The sequence below is a fragment of the Bradyrhizobium sp. genome (genome assembly GCF_027307225.1).
Lineage (GTDB): Bacteria > Pseudomonadota > Alphaproteobacteria > Rhizobiales > Xanthobacteraceae > Bradyrhizobium.
Genome location: NZ_DAHUXJ010000112.1, coordinates 1 through 15,864 on the forward strand (window position 1 = coordinate 1; position 15,864 = coordinate 15,864).

General features: G+C 61.1%; 15 protein-coding genes. 6 read left to right on the forward strand and 9 right to left on the reverse strand.

The features are described 5' to 3' along the window. Positions 1–129 precede the first annotated feature (129 nt). Together M6D32_RS19615 and M6D32_RS19620 are read right to left on the reverse strand one after the other, a co-directional pair. Positions 130–603, reverse strand: a complete 474-nt coding sequence (locus M6D32_RS19615; protein WP_298259265.1) for an SRPBCC family protein — start codon at positions 601–603, stop codon at positions 130–132. Further along, the gene (locus tag M6D32_RS19620) at positions 600–908 is read right to left on the reverse strand and encodes a metalloregulator ArsR/SmtB family transcription factor (RefSeq protein ID WP_298259267.1); all 309 of its coding nucleotides are present in this window, start codon (positions 906–908) and stop codon (positions 600–602) included. The genes M6D32_RS19615 and M6D32_RS19620 overlap by 4 nt, the downstream gene beginning before the upstream one ends. Before the next feature lie 312 nt (positions 909–1,220). Here M6D32_RS19620 and M6D32_RS19625 point away from each other — a divergent pair, with 312 nt between their 5' ends. Both M6D32_RS19625 and M6D32_RS19630 read left to right on the forward strand, forming a co-directional pair. Then, positions 1,221–2,426: an aminotransferase class V-fold PLP-dependent enzyme gene (locus M6D32_RS19625; protein WP_298259269.1), complete on the forward strand. Its 1,206-nt coding sequence runs from the start codon at positions 1,221–1,223 to the stop codon at positions 2,424–2,426. A gap of 42 nt (positions 2,427–2,468) precedes the next feature. After that, positions 2,469–3,266 (forward strand): enoyl-CoA hydratase/isomerase family protein, encoded by a 798-nt coding sequence (locus M6D32_RS19630; RefSeq protein ID WP_298259272.1) that lies wholly within the window; start codon positions 2,469–2,471, stop codon positions 3,264–3,266. A gap of 84 nt (positions 3,267–3,350) precedes the next feature. On the opposite strand, the gene M6D32_RS19635 is transcribed toward M6D32_RS19630, so the two are convergent. Beyond that, on the reverse strand, positions 3,351–4,187 hold the full coding sequence (locus M6D32_RS19635) for an outer membrane protein (protein ID WP_298259274.1): 837 nt from the start codon (positions 4,185–4,187) through the stop codon (positions 3,351–3,353). A 241-nt stretch (positions 4,188–4,428) separates the two neighbouring features. Further along, positions 4,429–5,097 (reverse strand): class II aldolase/adducin family protein, encoded by a 669-nt coding sequence (locus M6D32_RS19640; RefSeq protein ID WP_298259277.1) that lies wholly within the window; start codon positions 5,095–5,097, stop codon positions 4,429–4,431. Positions 5,098–5,207: 110 nt separating this feature from the next. Here M6D32_RS19640 and M6D32_RS19645 point away from each other — a divergent pair, with 110 nt between their 5' ends. The 4 genes from M6D32_RS19645 to M6D32_RS19660 all read left to right on the forward strand — a co-directional run bounded on the left by M6D32_RS19645 (position 5,208) and on the right by M6D32_RS19660 (position 9,215). Then, positions 5,208–6,083, forward strand: a complete 876-nt coding sequence (locus M6D32_RS19645) for an S-methyl-5'-thioadenosine phosphorylase (protein ID WP_298259279.1) — start codon at positions 5,208–5,210, stop codon at positions 6,081–6,083. Beyond that, complete coding sequence (gene mtnA / locus M6D32_RS19650; protein ID WP_298259281.1) at positions 6,080–7,177, forward strand: S-methyl-5-thioribose-1-phosphate isomerase; 1,098 nt, start codon at positions 6,080–6,082, stop codon at positions 7,175–7,177. Before M6D32_RS19645 ends, mtnA begins: the two co-directional genes overlap by 4 nt. 119 nt (positions 7,178–7,296) lie before the next feature. Further along, the gene (locus M6D32_RS19655) at positions 7,297–8,295 is read left to right on the forward strand and encodes a fatty acid desaturase (protein WP_298259283.1); all 999 of its coding nucleotides are present in this window, start codon (positions 7,297–7,299) and stop codon (positions 8,293–8,295) included. Then, positions 8,292–9,215 (forward strand): class I SAM-dependent methyltransferase, encoded by a 924-nt coding sequence (locus M6D32_RS19660; RefSeq protein ID WP_298259285.1) that lies wholly within the window; start codon positions 8,292–8,294, stop codon positions 9,213–9,215. The genes M6D32_RS19655 and M6D32_RS19660 overlap by 4 nt, the downstream gene beginning before the upstream one ends. A 210-nt stretch (positions 9,216–9,425) precedes the next feature. On the opposite strand, the gene M6D32_RS19665 is transcribed toward M6D32_RS19660, so the two are convergent. The 5 genes from M6D32_RS19665 to M6D32_RS19685 all read right to left on the reverse strand — a co-directional run bounded on the left by M6D32_RS19665 (position 9,426) and on the right by M6D32_RS19685 (position 15,571). Further along, entirely contained in the window at positions 9,426–11,000 is a 1,575-nt protein-coding gene (locus M6D32_RS19665; RefSeq protein WP_298259287.1) for a hypothetical protein, read from the reverse strand. Positions 11,001–11,101: 101 nt separating this feature from the next. After that, positions 11,102–11,812 carry a class I SAM-dependent methyltransferase gene (locus M6D32_RS19670; protein ID WP_298259289.1) on the reverse strand — a complete coding sequence of 237 codons (711 nt, stop codon included), beginning with the start codon at positions 11,810–11,812 and terminating at the stop codon, positions 11,102–11,104. A gap of 22 nt (positions 11,813–11,834) precedes the next feature. Then, positions 11,835–12,833, reverse strand: coding sequence for a glycosyltransferase family 2 protein (locus tag M6D32_RS19675; RefSeq protein WP_298259295.1), 999 nt, complete (start codon positions 12,831–12,833; stop codon positions 11,835–11,837). A 198-nt stretch (positions 12,834–13,031) separates the two neighbouring features. Then, positions 13,032–14,222, reverse strand: a complete 1,191-nt coding sequence (locus M6D32_RS19680; protein WP_298259291.1) for a CoA transferase — start codon at positions 14,220–14,222, stop codon at positions 13,032–13,034. Between the two features lie 182 nt (positions 14,223–14,404). Beyond that, positions 14,405–15,571, reverse strand: coding sequence for a glycosyltransferase family 4 protein (locus M6D32_RS19685; RefSeq protein ID WP_298259293.1), 1,167 nt, complete (start codon positions 15,569–15,571; stop codon positions 14,405–14,407). Between the last annotated feature and the right edge of the window lie 293 nt (positions 15,572–15,864).

Consider the following 15,864-nt stretch of genomic DNA (forward strand, 5'->3'; position numbering starts at 1 on the left):
GCTTACACAGAATTACTGACACCCTCTTCTCTTCGCTGGCCAACAGCGGCATCCGCACGTAGGGGCTGCCAGGGATGCCGTGGATCACCATTGTCGACATGATTTGTCTCCGTTTCAGGTTCAGTCGGGTCAGGCTTCGACCGCGGCCTTGAAGCCCTCGAGGATCAGCCCCCAGCCGCGGTCCATGCCGGCGCGGGTGTTGGCGGCCGCTTCGCTATCGCCGAAGGCCTCCAGGCCCCGGTGCTCGAAGTCGATCCGCGTCTCGGCCTCGCCGACGGCGGTGAACAGGATCTCCACGTCGGTATGCAGGTCGCTCCGGTAGCCCCACTCGTGGGAGATTTGCCAGTCCAGCAGCAGCCGCTTCGGTGGCTCCCAGACCTTCACCTGGCCCCACGGCCGCTCTACTCCATCCTCGTGGATGCCGTACCAGCGACCGCCGGCCCGCGGCTCGATCGCAGCATCGCTCAGCGGCGAGTTGCCGATGTAATGGGTCTTCGGCCACCAGCGGCCGAAGCCGGCGGTGAACACTTCCCATGCCTTCTCCGGCCGAGCCTTGACCGTGAAGCTCTTGCGGATCGCGGCGGGCTGGATGGTCAGGTTCATGCGTTCTCCTCGCGCTCGACCTCGGCCTTGAAGGACTCCAACGCCGTGTTCCAAAATCGGTCGAGCCAGGCGCGAATCTGTCCAAGGCCGGCCGGGTCGATCTGGTAGACGCGCCTTGCGCCCTCCGGGCGATCGGTCACCAGCCCGGCCTCCTTCAGAACCTTCAGGTGCTGGGAGACCGCCGGCCGGCTCACCGGCATGCCGTCGGCCAGCTCGCCCACCGCCCGCGGCCCAACAGCCAGCCGCTCGAAGATGGCGCGGCGGGTTGGATCGGCAAGCGCGGCGAAGGCTAATGTGTTAGTCATGACTTACTGTAAGTATATACTTACATATCCGTCAACCGCTTTTTTTCGAAAGGCAAAAGAAGCGCCGGGCGCGGGGCGAGGACGATGCATGGAGGCGACGGCTTTGAGAGTACTCCGAGGCCTTTCCAGGAAACCTTGAACGATCTGATTACGGCTTCAGCATGCGGGAGGAGTGATCTGTGAAGCGGCAGGATAAGGGCGGCACCGGCTGCCCCTTCTTATGCATTGACGGTGAGGCACTCGGTAGGGGACAACGCGGCCAATCGATGGTACGCGAAGCTCGCATTGAGATTCCTTAGGGAAGGACGCCCCATGGCCCTGCATACAGGACGGCATTTTCTTCAGATTCCTGGCCCGACCAATATTCCGGACCGGGTCCTTCGGGCCATGGACATGCCGACCCTGGACCATCGCGGTCCTGAGTTCGCCGAGATCGGCTTTGCGGTGTTTTCGGGCATGCAGCGGATTTTCCGCACCTCACAGCCGGTGATCATCTTTCCGTCGTCGGGCACCGGCGCATGGGAAGCGGCGATCGTCAACACGCTCTCGCCCGGCGACAAGGTGCTGCTCGCAGAGACCGGCCAGTTCGCGGTGCTCTGGCGCGGCATCGCCGAGAAGTTCAAGCTCGACCTCGAATTCCTGCCGACCGACTGGCGCCGCGGCGCTGACGTGGCCGAGATCGAGGCGCGGCTTGCCGCCGACAAGGCGCACAAGATCAAGGCCGTGCTCGTCATTCATAACGAGACCTCGACGAGCTGCGTCACCCATCCGCTCGACGTCCGCAAGGCGCTCAACCGCACCAACCATCCGGCACTGTTGATGGTCGACACCATCTCGGGCCTCGCCTCGCTCGAATACGAGCACGACGCCTGGGGCATCGACGTGTCCGTCGGCGGCTCGCAGAAGGGCATGATGCTGCCGCCGGGCTTGAGCTTCAACGCGGTGTCGGAGAAGGCGCTCGCGGCCTCCAAGACCAACACGTCGCTGCGGTCCTACTGGGACTGGCACGAGATGATCGCGATCAACAAGGCAGGCACCTTCCCCTATACGCCGGCGATCAACCTCCTGTTCGCGTTGCGCGAGGCGATCGCGATGCTGGAGGAAGAAGGCCTCGAGAACGTTTTCGCCCGCCACAAGCGCCATGCGGCAGCCACGCGCGCCGCGGCCAAGGTCTGGGGGCTGGATCTCGTCTGTCTCGATCCGAACGCCTATTCTCCGGCGCTGACCGCCGTCATGACGCCGGAGGGCCACGATGCGGATGCGTTCCGCAAGGTGGTGCTTGAAAACTTCGACATGTCGCTCGGCACGGGCCTGGGCAAGATCAAGGGCAGGGCGTTCCGCATCGGCCATATCGGCCACTTCAACGATTTGATGCTGATGGGCACGCTGTCGGGCGTCGAAATGGGGCTCGATCTCGCCAAGGTGCCGCATCGCACGGGCGGCGTGCTTGCCGCGATGGACATCCTGAAGAACCGCGACGTCGTCGCCATGCCGCAATCCAAGGCGGCTGTGGCGTGAAGCCATAACGTCTTCGATCCAACAAAACAGAAGGAGCGCGATATGAACGCCCCCGTAACCGCAAATGAAGACCTGATCTATTCGGCTCGGGACGGCATCGCGCGGATGACCTTCAACCGTCCGCAGGCGCGCAATGCGTTGACCTTTGCGATGTACGAGCAGATGGCCTCGATCTGCGAAAGCATCAACGCCGATCGCTCGATCAAGGCGCTGATCATCACCGGCGCGGGCGACAAGGCGTTTGCCTCGGGCACGGATATCTCGCAGTTCCGCGCCTTCAAGACCGCGCAGGACTCGCTCGACTATGAAGCGCGGATCGACCGCGTGCTCGGCACGCTGGAGCAGTGCCGTGTGCCGGTGATTGCGGCCATTGCCGGCGCCTGCACCGGCGGCGGCGCGGGCATTGCCGCCTGCTGCGATATCCGCATCGGCACTGCGGCCACCCGTATCGGCTTTCCGATCGCCCGCACGCTCGGCAATTGCCTGTCGATGTCCAACATCTCCCGCCTGGTCTCGCTGATCGGGCCTGCGCGCACCAAGGACCTGATCTTCAAGGCACGGCTGGTCGAGGCGCCGGAGGCGCTCGCGCTCGGGCTGCTCAACGAGATCGTGCCCGACATCGAGACGCTGCAGCGCCGCGCGGACGAGACCGCGAAGCTCGTCGCCGGCCACGCGCCGATCACGCTGGAAGTCACCAAGGAAGCCGTGCGCCGCATCCGCCGTACGCTGTCCCGCGACGAGGGCGAGGATTTGATCCTCAAGGCCTATATGAGCGAGGATTTCCGCGAGGGCATGGACGCCTTCCTCAACAAGCGCGCGCCGAATTTCAAGGGCAAGTAAATTCCGGCCCGGCTTCGCTTCGGATGACGACCAATAAAAAGCCCGGCGGAAAGCCGGGCTTTTTATTCGAAAGGGTTGTTGTTCTTAGTACTTCGCCACGACCGGTCCGCCGAACTTGTAGTTGATGCCGGCGCGCAGGATGTTGTCGGTGACGCGCGTGCTGTAGTTGCTGACCAGATTGGTCGTTCCGATCGTCGTCGCGAACGATCCGCTCACCGTGCCGAGATCGACATAGAGATATTCGACCCGCGCGGTCCAGTTGCCGCCGATTGCGCCTTCGATACCGGCGCCGAGCGTCCAGCCGACATTGGTGGTATTGACGCCAGGGATCGCGGCCGAGATACCCGTCGTGACCGGTGCGATCGTCGCGTTGGAATTGACTTCGCCATAGGCGAGACCGCCAGTCGCGTAGAGCAGAATCTGTGGCGCGGCGAGCACGCCGACGCGTCCGCGAACCGTGCCGAACCAGTCGATCTTCTGGCTCAAAGCCTCCGAGACCGCGGGTCCTGGAACGACGAGAGCGCCGAGGACGGGAGCAATACAGGTGCTGGTCGGACAGAGATAGTCGTGGGTGCCCTTTTCGCCCGAGCCCTGGATGTCTGCCTCCAGGCCGAACAGGTAGTTCTGCATCTGCCAGTTGTAGCCGATCTGGCCGCCGCCGACGATGCCGTTCAGGTCCGTCCGGTTGGTGCCCGAGAACAGCACAGTGCCTGCGGCATTCGTGATCGTGGTCGAGTCGCTGGCTCGGCCCCAGCTGTAGCCGACGTTGCCGCCGACATAGAAGCCGGTCCAGTCGTATATCGGCTCGACGTAAGCTGGAGCCTTCGTGTAGACGGGCGCCTTGGCCGGAAGGTCGGCAGCGAGCGCGCCCGTCGCCAGCAGCGAGGCTGCGGCAGAAATTCCAATTAACAAATGCTTCATGGCAAAATCTCCAACCCAAAATATTAGACGAACGATACAACCGGAGAGGGTTTGCGTCTGTCACGCGAAAACCACAGCGGTGACAATTGCGCCGCTGGAGGTTGTGGTGAAGATTTAGGCGTGGCGCCAAATCCTTGATTTCGAACGAATTCTATTCAACTCACGATTGAGGGTGAAACCGCAGTGGCCCTGCGCAGCACCCTCACGCGCTGAAGCTTTTGGTCCGGCCGAATCGTCCTATCTAGCTTTCGCTGTCGCCAACGCCGTAACCCGCCATCCGTGTGCGAACGTTTTCGATCTCGGCTTTTGAGAGCAAAGGCGGCGTGCCGATCTGCAGGCAGCCGTGATACTGCCGCGCCAGGGTCTCGACCTCGACCGCAAGCCACATGGCTTTGGCGAGCGAAGCACCCACCGCGATCATGCCGTGATGGGCGAGCAGGCAGGCTGAACGATCCCTGAGCGCGGCCACCGCGTGCCGCGACAATTCTTCGGTGCCGAACGTTGCATAGGGCGCGCAGCGGATCGTGTCGCCGCCGGCGCAAGCGATCATGTAATGCACCGGCGGAATCTCGCGCCCCATGATGGCGAGGATGGTCGAATAAGGCGGATGTGCATGGACGATCGCGTTCACGTCGGGGCGCGCTTTCAGAATGTCGCGGTGAAAGCGCCATTCGCTCGACGGGCGCTGGCCGGCTTCAGGGGCGCTGTCGAGTTTCATGAATACGATCTGCTCGGGCCGCATCGTGTCGTAGGGGACGGAGGTCGGCGTGATCAGCATGCCGTCTTCATGCCGCAGGCTGATATTGCCCGAGGTGCCCTGGTTGATGCCGAGGCGGTTCATGTCACGGCAGGCGCCGATAACAGATTGACGCCTGGTCTTGTCCTCAGCCCGATCCTTTGCACTGGACATCAGCTTTCCTTTGAGCAAATGAGAAAACCAGTAGAAGCCTTTGCAGCGCCACGACATTAGTTGAAGATGGCTCTGCGATATAGTCGCCATCAAAACGGTCTGGAGCAATCATGACAAAAGCGGTGCTTGGCATTATCGGAGGGTCCGGCATTTACGATCTGCCGGGACTTGAAAATGCCCGCGACGAAATGGCCGCAAGCCCGTGGGGCGCGCCGTCGGCGCCCTTGCGTCACGGCACCATTGCCGGCCTGCCGATCGTGTTCCTGCCACGGCACGACAAGGGGCATCGGCTGTCGCCGTCTGACATCAACTATCGCGCCAATATCGATGTACTCAAGCGCGCCGGCGTCACCGACCTGATCTCGCTCTCGGCCTGCGGTTCCTTCAAGGAGGAACTGCCGCCCGGCACGTTCGTGCTGATCGATCAGTTTGTCGACCGCACCTATCGGCGCGAGAGCTCGTTCTTCGGCAAGGGCTGCGTCGCCCATGTCTCGATGGCGCATCCGGTCTCGCCGCGCTTGCGATTGCATTTGGCGGCCGCCGCGGAAGCCGAAAGCATTCCGTTCGGGCGCGGCGGCACCTATGTCTGCATCGAAGGACCGCAATTCTCGACACTCGCTGAAAGCATGACCTACAAATCGCAGGGTTACTCCGTGATCGGCATGACCAACATGCCGGAAGCCAAGCTCGCGCGCGAGGCGGAGATTTGCTACGCGAGCGTGGCGATGGTGACCGACTTCGATTGCTGGCATCCCGATCATGATGCCGTCACGGTGGCCGACATCATCCGCGTGCTCAACGCCAATGCCGAGAAGGCGCGCGGTCTGGTGGCGCGGCTGGCGAGGGATTTTCCGCGTGACCACGAACCCTGCCCGATCGGTTCGGACCGCGCACTGGATTCCGCCTTGATTACCGCACCGGAGGCGCGAGATGGCGAACTGTTGAAGAAATTGGATGCGATCGCCGGGCGAGTGTTGCGGAAATGAAGGTCGACGGCAGACATTTTTGCAGCATCTGGGTTGATTCGGATGGCTGGACGGTCGCTGCGATCGACCAGCGGCGCCTGCCACATGAATTCGTCGTCGCGAAATTGACGTCTTGCGAGGACGCAGCCGAGGCGATCCGCTCCATGCTGGTGCGCGGCGCGCCGCTGATCGGCGCGACCGCGGCCTATGGCGTTGCGCTCGCGATGCGAAGGGATGCTTCCGATGCCGCGCTGGAGCGCGCCTGTTCAATTCTGATCGCGACGCGTCCGACGGCGATCAACCTGAAATGGGCGCTGGATGAAATGCGAAAGGCGCTTTCGCCGCTTTCTCCGTCGGCGCGCGCAGCTAGCGCCTATGTGCGCGCTGATGAAATCGCGGAGCAGGACGTCGCGATCAATCAGGCGATCGGCAGCCACGGCCTTAACCTGATCGAGGCGATTGCGCCGCGCAAGAAGCCGGGCGAGGCAATCAATATTCTCACCCACTGCAATGCCGGCTGGCTTGCGACCGTCGATTGGGGAACCGCAACCGCGCCGATCTATCTGGCGCATAATCGCGGCTTGAAGATTCATGTCTGGGTCGACGAGACCCGTCCGCGCAATCAGGGCGCCTCGCTCACCGCCTGGGAGCTTTCCCATCACGGCGTGCCGCACACGGTAGTCGCGGACAATACCGGTGGCCATCTGATGCAGCACGGCATGGTCGATCTCGTCATCACCGGAACCGACCGCGTCACCGCCAATGGCGACGTCTGCAACAAGATCGGCACCTATCTGAAGGCGCTCGCCGCCCATGACAACGGCGTGCCGTTCTACGTCGCGCTGCCGTCGCCGACGATCGACTTTTCCATTGAGGATGGACGGCAAATTCCGATCGAGCAGCGGGCGGCGGAAGAAGTCGCCACCATGACCGGCCGCACACAAGACGGCCGGATCGAGACCGTGCGGATCGTCCCTGACGGATCGCCGGTCGCCAACTACGCCTTCGACGTTACGCCGGCGCGGCTCGTCAGCGGGCTGATCACCGAGCGCGGCGTATTGCAGGCCGAGCACGAGGCATTGGCAGGGGCGTTTGGGGAGCGGGCGGACCGATGAGTATTCCTCTATAGCTAGCTGCACGAGGTTTTTCGATTTGGGAGGTTTTCCTCGAATGCAGCGTTGTGTATATGATCTGCCGGCACTCAGAATGACACAAGTGACAACTCACGGTGACCATGACGATTGACACGCCGATTAGGCCCGCTATCGACATGGCGACCGATTATTCGAAATCGTTCCATCTGCTGCGGCCTCAAATCGTCGACAGCCGTGGCATTCGCTACCACGATTTTTTGAAAAGCCTTTCCCCGCGCTACCGCAGCGTATGGCTCGATATCGCTCTCGGTTACGCAAGTCTGCTGGCAACATGTGTTCTTGTCGTTGCGCTGCCGTCGCGCGGCCTGCTGAGCCCGTGGCTCGCAGCCGCTATCGGTGCGATATCGATCGGTTTCTGGATCGCCTACCTGCAGTTATTCATTCATGAGGGCGCTCATTTCAACCTGAGCCCCGATCGGGAACGTAGCGACTTCATTTCCAACCTGTTGATTGCCTGGATGATCGGCTCTTCGGTCCAGAAGTATCGCGTCGTGCATTTTCAGCATCATCGCGAACTGGGCGGTGTCAACGATAGCGAGATGACCTATTTCTTCCCGTTGAATCTCGTATTCATCGCCAAAGGGTTGTTCGGAATACGCGTGCTTGAAGTGCTTTCGTCGAGAAAAGCGACGCAGGAACAGGCGGTCTCCCATCAGCGCGGCAAGTATGTGGGCCTGGCGGGATTGATTGCCCATATGCTCATACTTGCGGCAACATATTTTCTCGGCTCGATCTGGCTGAGCTTGTCGTGGATTGCCGGTGTCGGCGCGATCTTCCCGTTCTTTGGCGCACTGCGTCAATTATTGGAACACCGCGACGATCGCGCTAGTCCCGGCACGAACTACTTCAATACGGATCATGGCGCCTACACCCGCATCTTTGGTTCGGACCCGTTCTCGTCGATCTTTGGTGGGGCGGGGTTCAACCGGCATTTGCTGCACCACTGGGAGCCGTCACTTTCGTATACGAACCTGCCAGAACTCGAGAGCTATCTTCTCGACACGGGTGTTGCGAATGTGATCGCGATGCGCCGATCGAGCTACTTCCAGACTTTCATGACACTGTTTCACGTTCGATGAGCACAACACCCGCGTGCCCCATATGCGCCCGGCCGCGCTGCTCCTTCTACGCGACCGCGCAGGATATCGAATATTTCACGAGCGCCGACGATTTCACCTTCTTTCGCTGTCACGACTGCGATGTCCTGTTCCTCGACCCGATGCCGTCGGATCGCCTGGAAGAGATTTACCCGACCAATTACTACTCGTTCCATGTCGATGCCGAACGATCGATCGCCCAGCGCATCAAGCGATTCCTGGACGAGCGGGCATTTGCCGCCCTCACGCGCAACATCAAGGGCTCGAGCCTGGCTGCACTTGACGTTGGCGGCGGCAGCGGCTGGCTGCTGAATGATCTCAAGCGGGCAGATCCGCGGGTGAAGCGGACGGCAGTGGTCGACATCGATCCGCGCGCCGAGGATATCGCCCGCGCAAACGGGCACGCTTATCATCTGACGACATTCGAGAAGTTTGAAACAGACGACCGGTTCGATGTTATCCTGATGCTGAACCTCATCGAGCACGTGACCGATCCCATGGCGGTTCTGCGCAAGGCAAAGCAGCTGTTGCAGCCTGGTGGACGTATCTGGATCAAGACGCCGAACTTCGATGCGCTTGATGCCCGTCTTTTCAGGAACCGCTCATGGGGCGGGTACCACACGCCGCGCCACTTCGTTCTCTTCACCAGGGATAGCCTGGTCCGCCACTGTAAGGCTGCCGGCTTCGAGGTCGCGCATTGCTCGTACACGCAAGGTGCTCCGTTCTGGACCGTGAGCATGATCAACGAACTGCGGAAGCTCGGGCTCTGTCGGGTCTCCGCGCAGCGCCCCTCGATTGAGCACCGCCTCACACCGCTGTTCCATATCGGCTTTGCTGCGCTGGATTTCCTGCGAATGCCTTTTTCCAGGACCTCGCAGATCAATATTCACCTGACGTCTTGATGACGTCAGCGCGGACGATGCGTCCAGACCGGGCGGCGCATGGCTAGCTAGTGCGGTGAATTTGAAGTTCCTATCAGCTTCGCGGTAACCTCGTCATAGGAACTTCAAATTCTAAACCGCACTAGAATCATATAATTGGCTAGTGCTCCGTTGATTCCGAAGTTCGTAAACGTGGAGCCGCAATATGATACGAACTTCGGAATCGGAGCACTAGTTGCAACCATGCTCCCAGATCGTATCGACCTTGCGGAGATCGCCCGTCGAGGAGTTCCAGGACCAGAGCTCCCGCCCGGCGGCACTGTAGATGACCGCACCGTGGCAAAATCCTTGCTCAAAACGCTGTCCGTCCCACCGGTTGAACCATCCGTGACTGGCGGCAAACCATCTGGGTAAGGTGCGGCTGCCTTTCCAGAGATCGATCGTCAGCAATCGGTTGTTCGTCATCTTGTAGGAAGCCCACGCTACCGCCCCGGCGATTTCCCAGGGCGCGGTGGCAGCGGCAAGGGATAGCGGCGGCCCATCCTCGAGGGCAACGTAGATACGCTGATCGCCGCCAGCAGGGATGTTTCCGGACGTAACGGCTGCGGGCAATCGCGATAGTCTTGCCAATTCGTACGACCAGGTTTCTGCCCATTCGCCGGTCCGAGCCCGCGCCGTCAGTTCAAGCGCAATCAGGCCTATGGCTGCCGAAAAACAAAAGGTGACGGCCGGCAACCGACTCCCACCAGGCATGCAGCAGGCAGCCGCCGCGAGCACGCCGGCGACGATGGCATAGTATGTAGCAATGACAATGGAGACCCGCGCCATCGGCCCTTCTGAAGCAAGTCCATAGCCGGCGGAGGCGTAGAGCAACCCCGAGGCGACAATCCCGCCGACCACCAGGAGGAACGCCAGACCCATCCTCGAGGCGCCGACGAGTCGGGCCAGACAAATGGCGCCTGATGGACCCGCGACAATCACCGTCCCGGCAATCAGGAATTTATGTTCGCGCGCGGCGTGACCCAGGATCGCGAGAATATGCGAATAGCCACCGATGAAGATATGAATGAAGTCCCAATGGAAGGACTTCTGCACGCCTCCGGGAATCAAGCGGTTGAAAGCAAGGCAAGCGACGTTGATCAATACGGTGCCTGCGACCGCACGCCATGGCATTTCCTTGATGGTACTTCCGCGAAGCGTCGCCGCAAGCAGCAGAAAGACTATTTCCTGGAAATAGAAGGCTTCATACGACAGGTGGGACAGCAGCGCCAACACGAGCCCTGCACCGAGCCGCCACCGGCTGTTTCCGGAATGCAGAAGAAGGCTTGTGGCGAGACAGAACAACGGCAGCGCCGGAATCGCGGTGGTGACGCCAACCCCCCAGGCAAACGTCCCGATGGTGGAGGGAAAGACGATAAAAGTAGCGGCAGCGACTGAAGCGCCGACCGATGCTCCAGTTCTAAGATTGCGAACCGCGGTTATGAGAGCCCCGGCAAGTAGTCCTACGCTTGCTGAGGCGATCAGCAGCATGGCTGCGTTCAGGAACTGCGCGCGGACCGGCGACCAATCGGTGATCACTTGCGCCAGCCAGATGTAAGGCGCCGAAACGGGACGCGTCGCGACTAGCCTTAGCGTATCCCGGAAGGCTTCGGCGGTGCCGACGAAAGGATGCAGCAAAACCATCCAGTCGTCTGAGCAGAAGCCGAGGCGTGTCGGCCAGTCCCGGCATAGCCAGATCCAGAGGGCGACAGGTACGAGCAGCAGCGGAACGCGAAGCCATCGTTCGATGGTGGAAGACCGCGCCATTCCATCTGGTCCGTGTGGAGCTTCGATCTGTGTCGATCTATCGTGCATGCGCAGCGGCGCTTAGTCGCGTACGGGCGACGGCGAGATGAGCGCGTCGGCGATCACGTGACGCGGCCCAGCGCGCGATACTGGCTGCCGAACGGCAAGCGCGCGAACAGCCCATCGAGCCTTTCCGCGAGCCCCGCCATCGGCGGCAGGGTCAGTATCGACCTCGTCGTAACGTCGGCGCAACCCGCGCCTTCCAGAAGCGCACGCGATTGCGCCATGGTGAGAAGAACGGCGTCACGATCGAACGCGCAATCGTGGACAACCTTACGAGTGAGGGGATGGGCGGGGTTGTGTTCATAGACGACGATCAAGCCGCCGGCGCGCGTGACGCGACACATCTCGTTCACGAACTGTTGCCAGCGTCCCGGAGGAACGTGGTGAATAACGCAGACACAAAATGCGACGTCGAATTTCTCATCTGGATAAGGCAGCCGGTCGCCATCATAGACCGAGTAGGAAACCACCGGGTTCCGTTCCTTTGCCTTCGCGATGCAGGCGCTCGACACGTCGACGGCGCTGACACTGCCAACGACCGGGGTGAGGAACGGGTGATAGTTGCCGATGCCGCAGCCGACATCGAGCAGGTTCAACTCGCGCTGCGAACCGAAATGCGAGGCGATGGTTCGCAACAGGTCATGAGCCTTGGCCCTGGTAAACGATTCGACTTTTTGTCCTGAGAACGCGATCGCTCGATTGACGGCGTCGTCATAGGACTCCCTGTATCGGTCAAATTCCTCGGCGATGGCTTGTTGTTGCGGATCCATTGCTTTCCTCGGAACGCGGGCTTTACGCTTGGCTCGTTGTGCTGGCGGATTGCGGACCCTGTGCAGGAGAAAGGTCCGCGTCGCGCGATCGCATCGGCTCGATACGTTGGTCGATGATCGGTGCCGGCATCTGCCGCGTGTTCTTGAAGATGCGGCCTATATACTCGCCGAGCAGGCCGATAAAGGCCGTTTGAACACTGGTTGACAGCAGGATCAGGATGACCAGAGTAGTGAATCCTTGCGGCTTGCCTGCGGCCAAAAACGACCAGGCGAGATAAAAGATTGCGCCGAGAAGCGATAAAACACTAAGCGTCGTTCCGAAAAGCGTGATCAGCTCCAGCGGCTTGGTGGACTGACTACAAACGCCGTCCACGCCGAGACGGATCAACGAGAAAAGACGAAATTTGCTTTTGCCGCGCTGACGCTCGGAGCGGTCATATGGAATCCCGGTCTGGCGGTAGCCGAGATGCGCAATCGCGCCTCTGATGTAAGGGGTCTCGTCCTTTATCCGCCTCAAGTCCTCGATGACGATCCGATCGATCAGACGGAAATCGCCGGCGTCGACCGGCAAGTCGACGCTGCTGAGTCTCGCCAGAACCCGATAAAAGACCTTCCTGAGGATGCTCAGGAGGGGATTTTCCGGTCGGCTGCGCCGGATCCCGTAGACGACTTTGTAGCCTTGCTCCCAGCTTTCGAGAAACTCTCCAAAGAGCTCCGGGGGATCTTGAAGGTCCGCATCGATCTGAATCGCGGCATCGCCTCTGGCATTCAGATAATTGGTCAGGATCGACGTCTGAAAACCAAAATTTCGCGTGAACCGGATCACGCGAACCCTGTCATCGGTTCGTGCCTCGATGGCGAGCCGCTCGAATGTCGCGTCGGTGCTCGCATTGTCGGTAAACAAGAATTCGAAATCGTAGCGATGATGGATTTCGGCGACCGCTCGCAGCCGCTCCATGAGCGGTCTTATGTTGTCTGCTTCGTTCAGGACCGGGATCGAAATCGTCACCAGCCGCTTCATGACTGTCACGCTGCATGCACCCGATCGATGTATCCGGCCCCCCCGTCAGCACTGCCTATCGCGACATCAGGCAGGGCTCAGTGGCCAAAATCAGCAGGCCGACTCCTCCATAGCCGCTGGCGTCCCGTGCGGCAAGGGTTGGCGCGGCCGGCTACACCCTCAGATTGAGATCACGAGGCTCCCCCGCGTTGCAAAGCCCTATACGATCTTGCTTTGCCTCAGTTTGCCAATTTCATCTGAATTGAACCCAAACTCGGCCAGGATTTCGTCGGTCTGCTCGCCGAATTCCGGCGGCCGCGCCGCCATCTTGCTCGGCGTGCGGGACAACGTGAAGGGCTGCCCGACGAGGCGGATGTGACGGCCTTCCGGGTTGGGCACATCCTGCGCGATGCCGAGATGCTCCACCTGCGCATCCGCAAATACCTGGTCGATGGAATTGATCGGGCCGCAGGGAACGCCGGCGGCATTGAATTCCGTCACCCAGGTCTCGCTCGACTTCTTCTCGGTGAATTTGTTGATTTCGGCGTTGAGCGCTTTCCGGTTCTTCGAGCGGTCTGGCCCCGTGGCGTATTCCGGCCGGTTCGCGATGTCGGGCGCCCCGAGCGCCTCGCAAAAGCGGTACCAGATCCGCCCGCCGGTCGTGGCGATATTGATGTAGCCGTCGGAGGTCCTGAACACGCCGGTCGGGATCGAGGTCGGGTGGTCGTTGCCGGCCTGCCTGGCGACGTCCTGGTCCATCAGCCAGCGCGAGGCCTGGAAATCCAGCATGAAGACTTGCGCCTGCAACAGCGAAGTCTTGACCCACTGGCCTTCGCCGGAAACGTCGCGCTCGAGCAGCGCGGTGAGGATTCCCATCGCGCAAAACAGGCCCGCCGTGAGGTCGGCGACGGGAATGCCGACCCGCATCGGGCCTTCGCCGGGCGCGCCCGTGATCGACATCAGACCGCCCATGCCCTGCGCGATCTGATCGAAGCCCGGACGCTTGTGATAGGGGCCATCCTGGCCGAAGCCGGAAATCGAGCCGTAAACGATGCGCGGATTGATCTTGCGCACGCGCTCATAATCGACGCCGAGTTTTGCCTTCACGTCGGGACGGAAATTTTCGACGATGACGTCGGCCTTTTCGACCAGCCGCCTGAAGACTTCGAGGCCTTCCGGCTTCTTCAGATTGAGGGCCATCGCCCGTTTGTTGCGGTGCAAATTCTGGAAGTCGGAGCCGTGGCGCGGGCCGCCGAGCTGTTCTCCGCCATCCTCCAGAATCGCGTCGATCTTGACGACGTTGGCGCCCCAATCCGCCAGCTGCCGCACGCAGGTCGGGCCGGCCCGGACGCGGGTGAGGTCAAGCACGGTGAAGCGGGCGAGGGCCTGCGAGGCGCGCGGGGATGGCATTTTGGGCGGCTCCGACGAGATCAACGGGACGAGCAACCGTCCCTCTTATTGTTATGTTGCAGGTATAGGAGACCGCTTCGCACTCGACAATCCTGTTCGATTACGATCCCCTTGCGGTTACCGCAGGTCTCGTTCCTTTCTGCGAGGTAACCGGAATTGATCGGCGCCTGCCGGAACCCCTGTCAAAACGGAAGTTTTGGACCAGAGCGCGCCGCGGTCGTATCTTCATAAAGCCGAACAATCTGCTCGCCGATGATTTTGGCCGAGAGTTGGCTTACGACCAGTTCCCGCGCGGCCTTCGCATATCGTGCGCGCAATGCAGGCGAGGTCGCTAGCTTCGCGATCGCCTGGGCGAGCGCCTTCGGGTCTTCGATTCCCACCAGCAGACCGGTCTGGTCGTTGATCACGATCTCGCGGCAGCCTGGCGCATCGGTTGCGATCATCGCGCGTTCGCAGGCGGCGGCCTCCATCAAGCTTCCGGGCAGGCCTTCGCGATGCGACGGCAGGATCGCGAAATGACACCGCCCCCACAGCGAGGCGATATCCTTGACGTGCCCGAGCCAGGTGATGCCAGGACGCTGCGTCCACTCGTTCACCTCCTCCATGGAGACCGAGGCAGGATTGGCCGGGTCCGGATTTCCGGCAATGAGCAGGTTGGTTTCCATGCCTTGGCTGCGGACGATGCCGTGCGCTGCGACCAGCGCGCGGATGCCCTTGTCAGTCAGCAGACGTCCGGCAAAGCCGTATGTGATCGGTCCGTCGGGTTCGGGCAAAGGCTGCAAGGCGTCGGTATCGACACCGGATCCCGGAATCAGAACGATGCACTTCTCGCTGATCCCGAGATCGATAAGAGCGGCGCGATCATCCGGATTCTGGACCAGCACCACATCGCCTGGTCGATCGAGGAGCGCAGGCAACAGCCGTTTCAGAATCGCGCGCAGCAAGCGGGTCCGCCACGTCGCCGAGGTAAAAACATAGCCCATTCCGGTCAATGCGCTGACATAGGGAAACCGCCGGCCGAAGGCCGCGATCGATCCATAGACACAACATTGCAGGCCGGAATGATGGGCAATGTCCGGCCTGATGCGGCCGGTGATTTGCCGAAGCGCGAGGATCGCCCGCATGGCCGACAGCGGCGAGGTGCCGCCGCGACGCAAGGGGATCGGGTGCAGCGTGAATCCTTCAGCTTCGATGGCAGCCGCACCCTCGTTGACGCGGGTGGCGACATGCACTTCGAAACCGGCCTTTTTGGCCGCCCGCGCCATTGGCAGGCGGTTCAACAGAAAGGCCCAATCCTCGTTGACGACGTAGAGCAGTCTTCGAGGTGGTTTGGCGTCTGCAAATGTCATTAAATTCACGATCATCCGATCGACAGATGAAGCCAATGAGGGTTGCATGGAATACCCCCATACGCGAGCGAGAAGCAATGTCGCTGGTGGTTTCGGCTGGCGGCCCAGGAGTGAGGCCGGCCGCTAGTACCGCCGATCTGACGTCCCTGCACCACAAGCGGCGAATTCGATCAGGGACTTCAGATCGATAAAGCGGTACTAGAATCAATAAATTTGTGAGTAGCCCATGACTTTCCGAAGTTCGTGAAGGTGGGCGCTGCGATGGAGCACGAACTTCGGAAAGTGGGCACTAG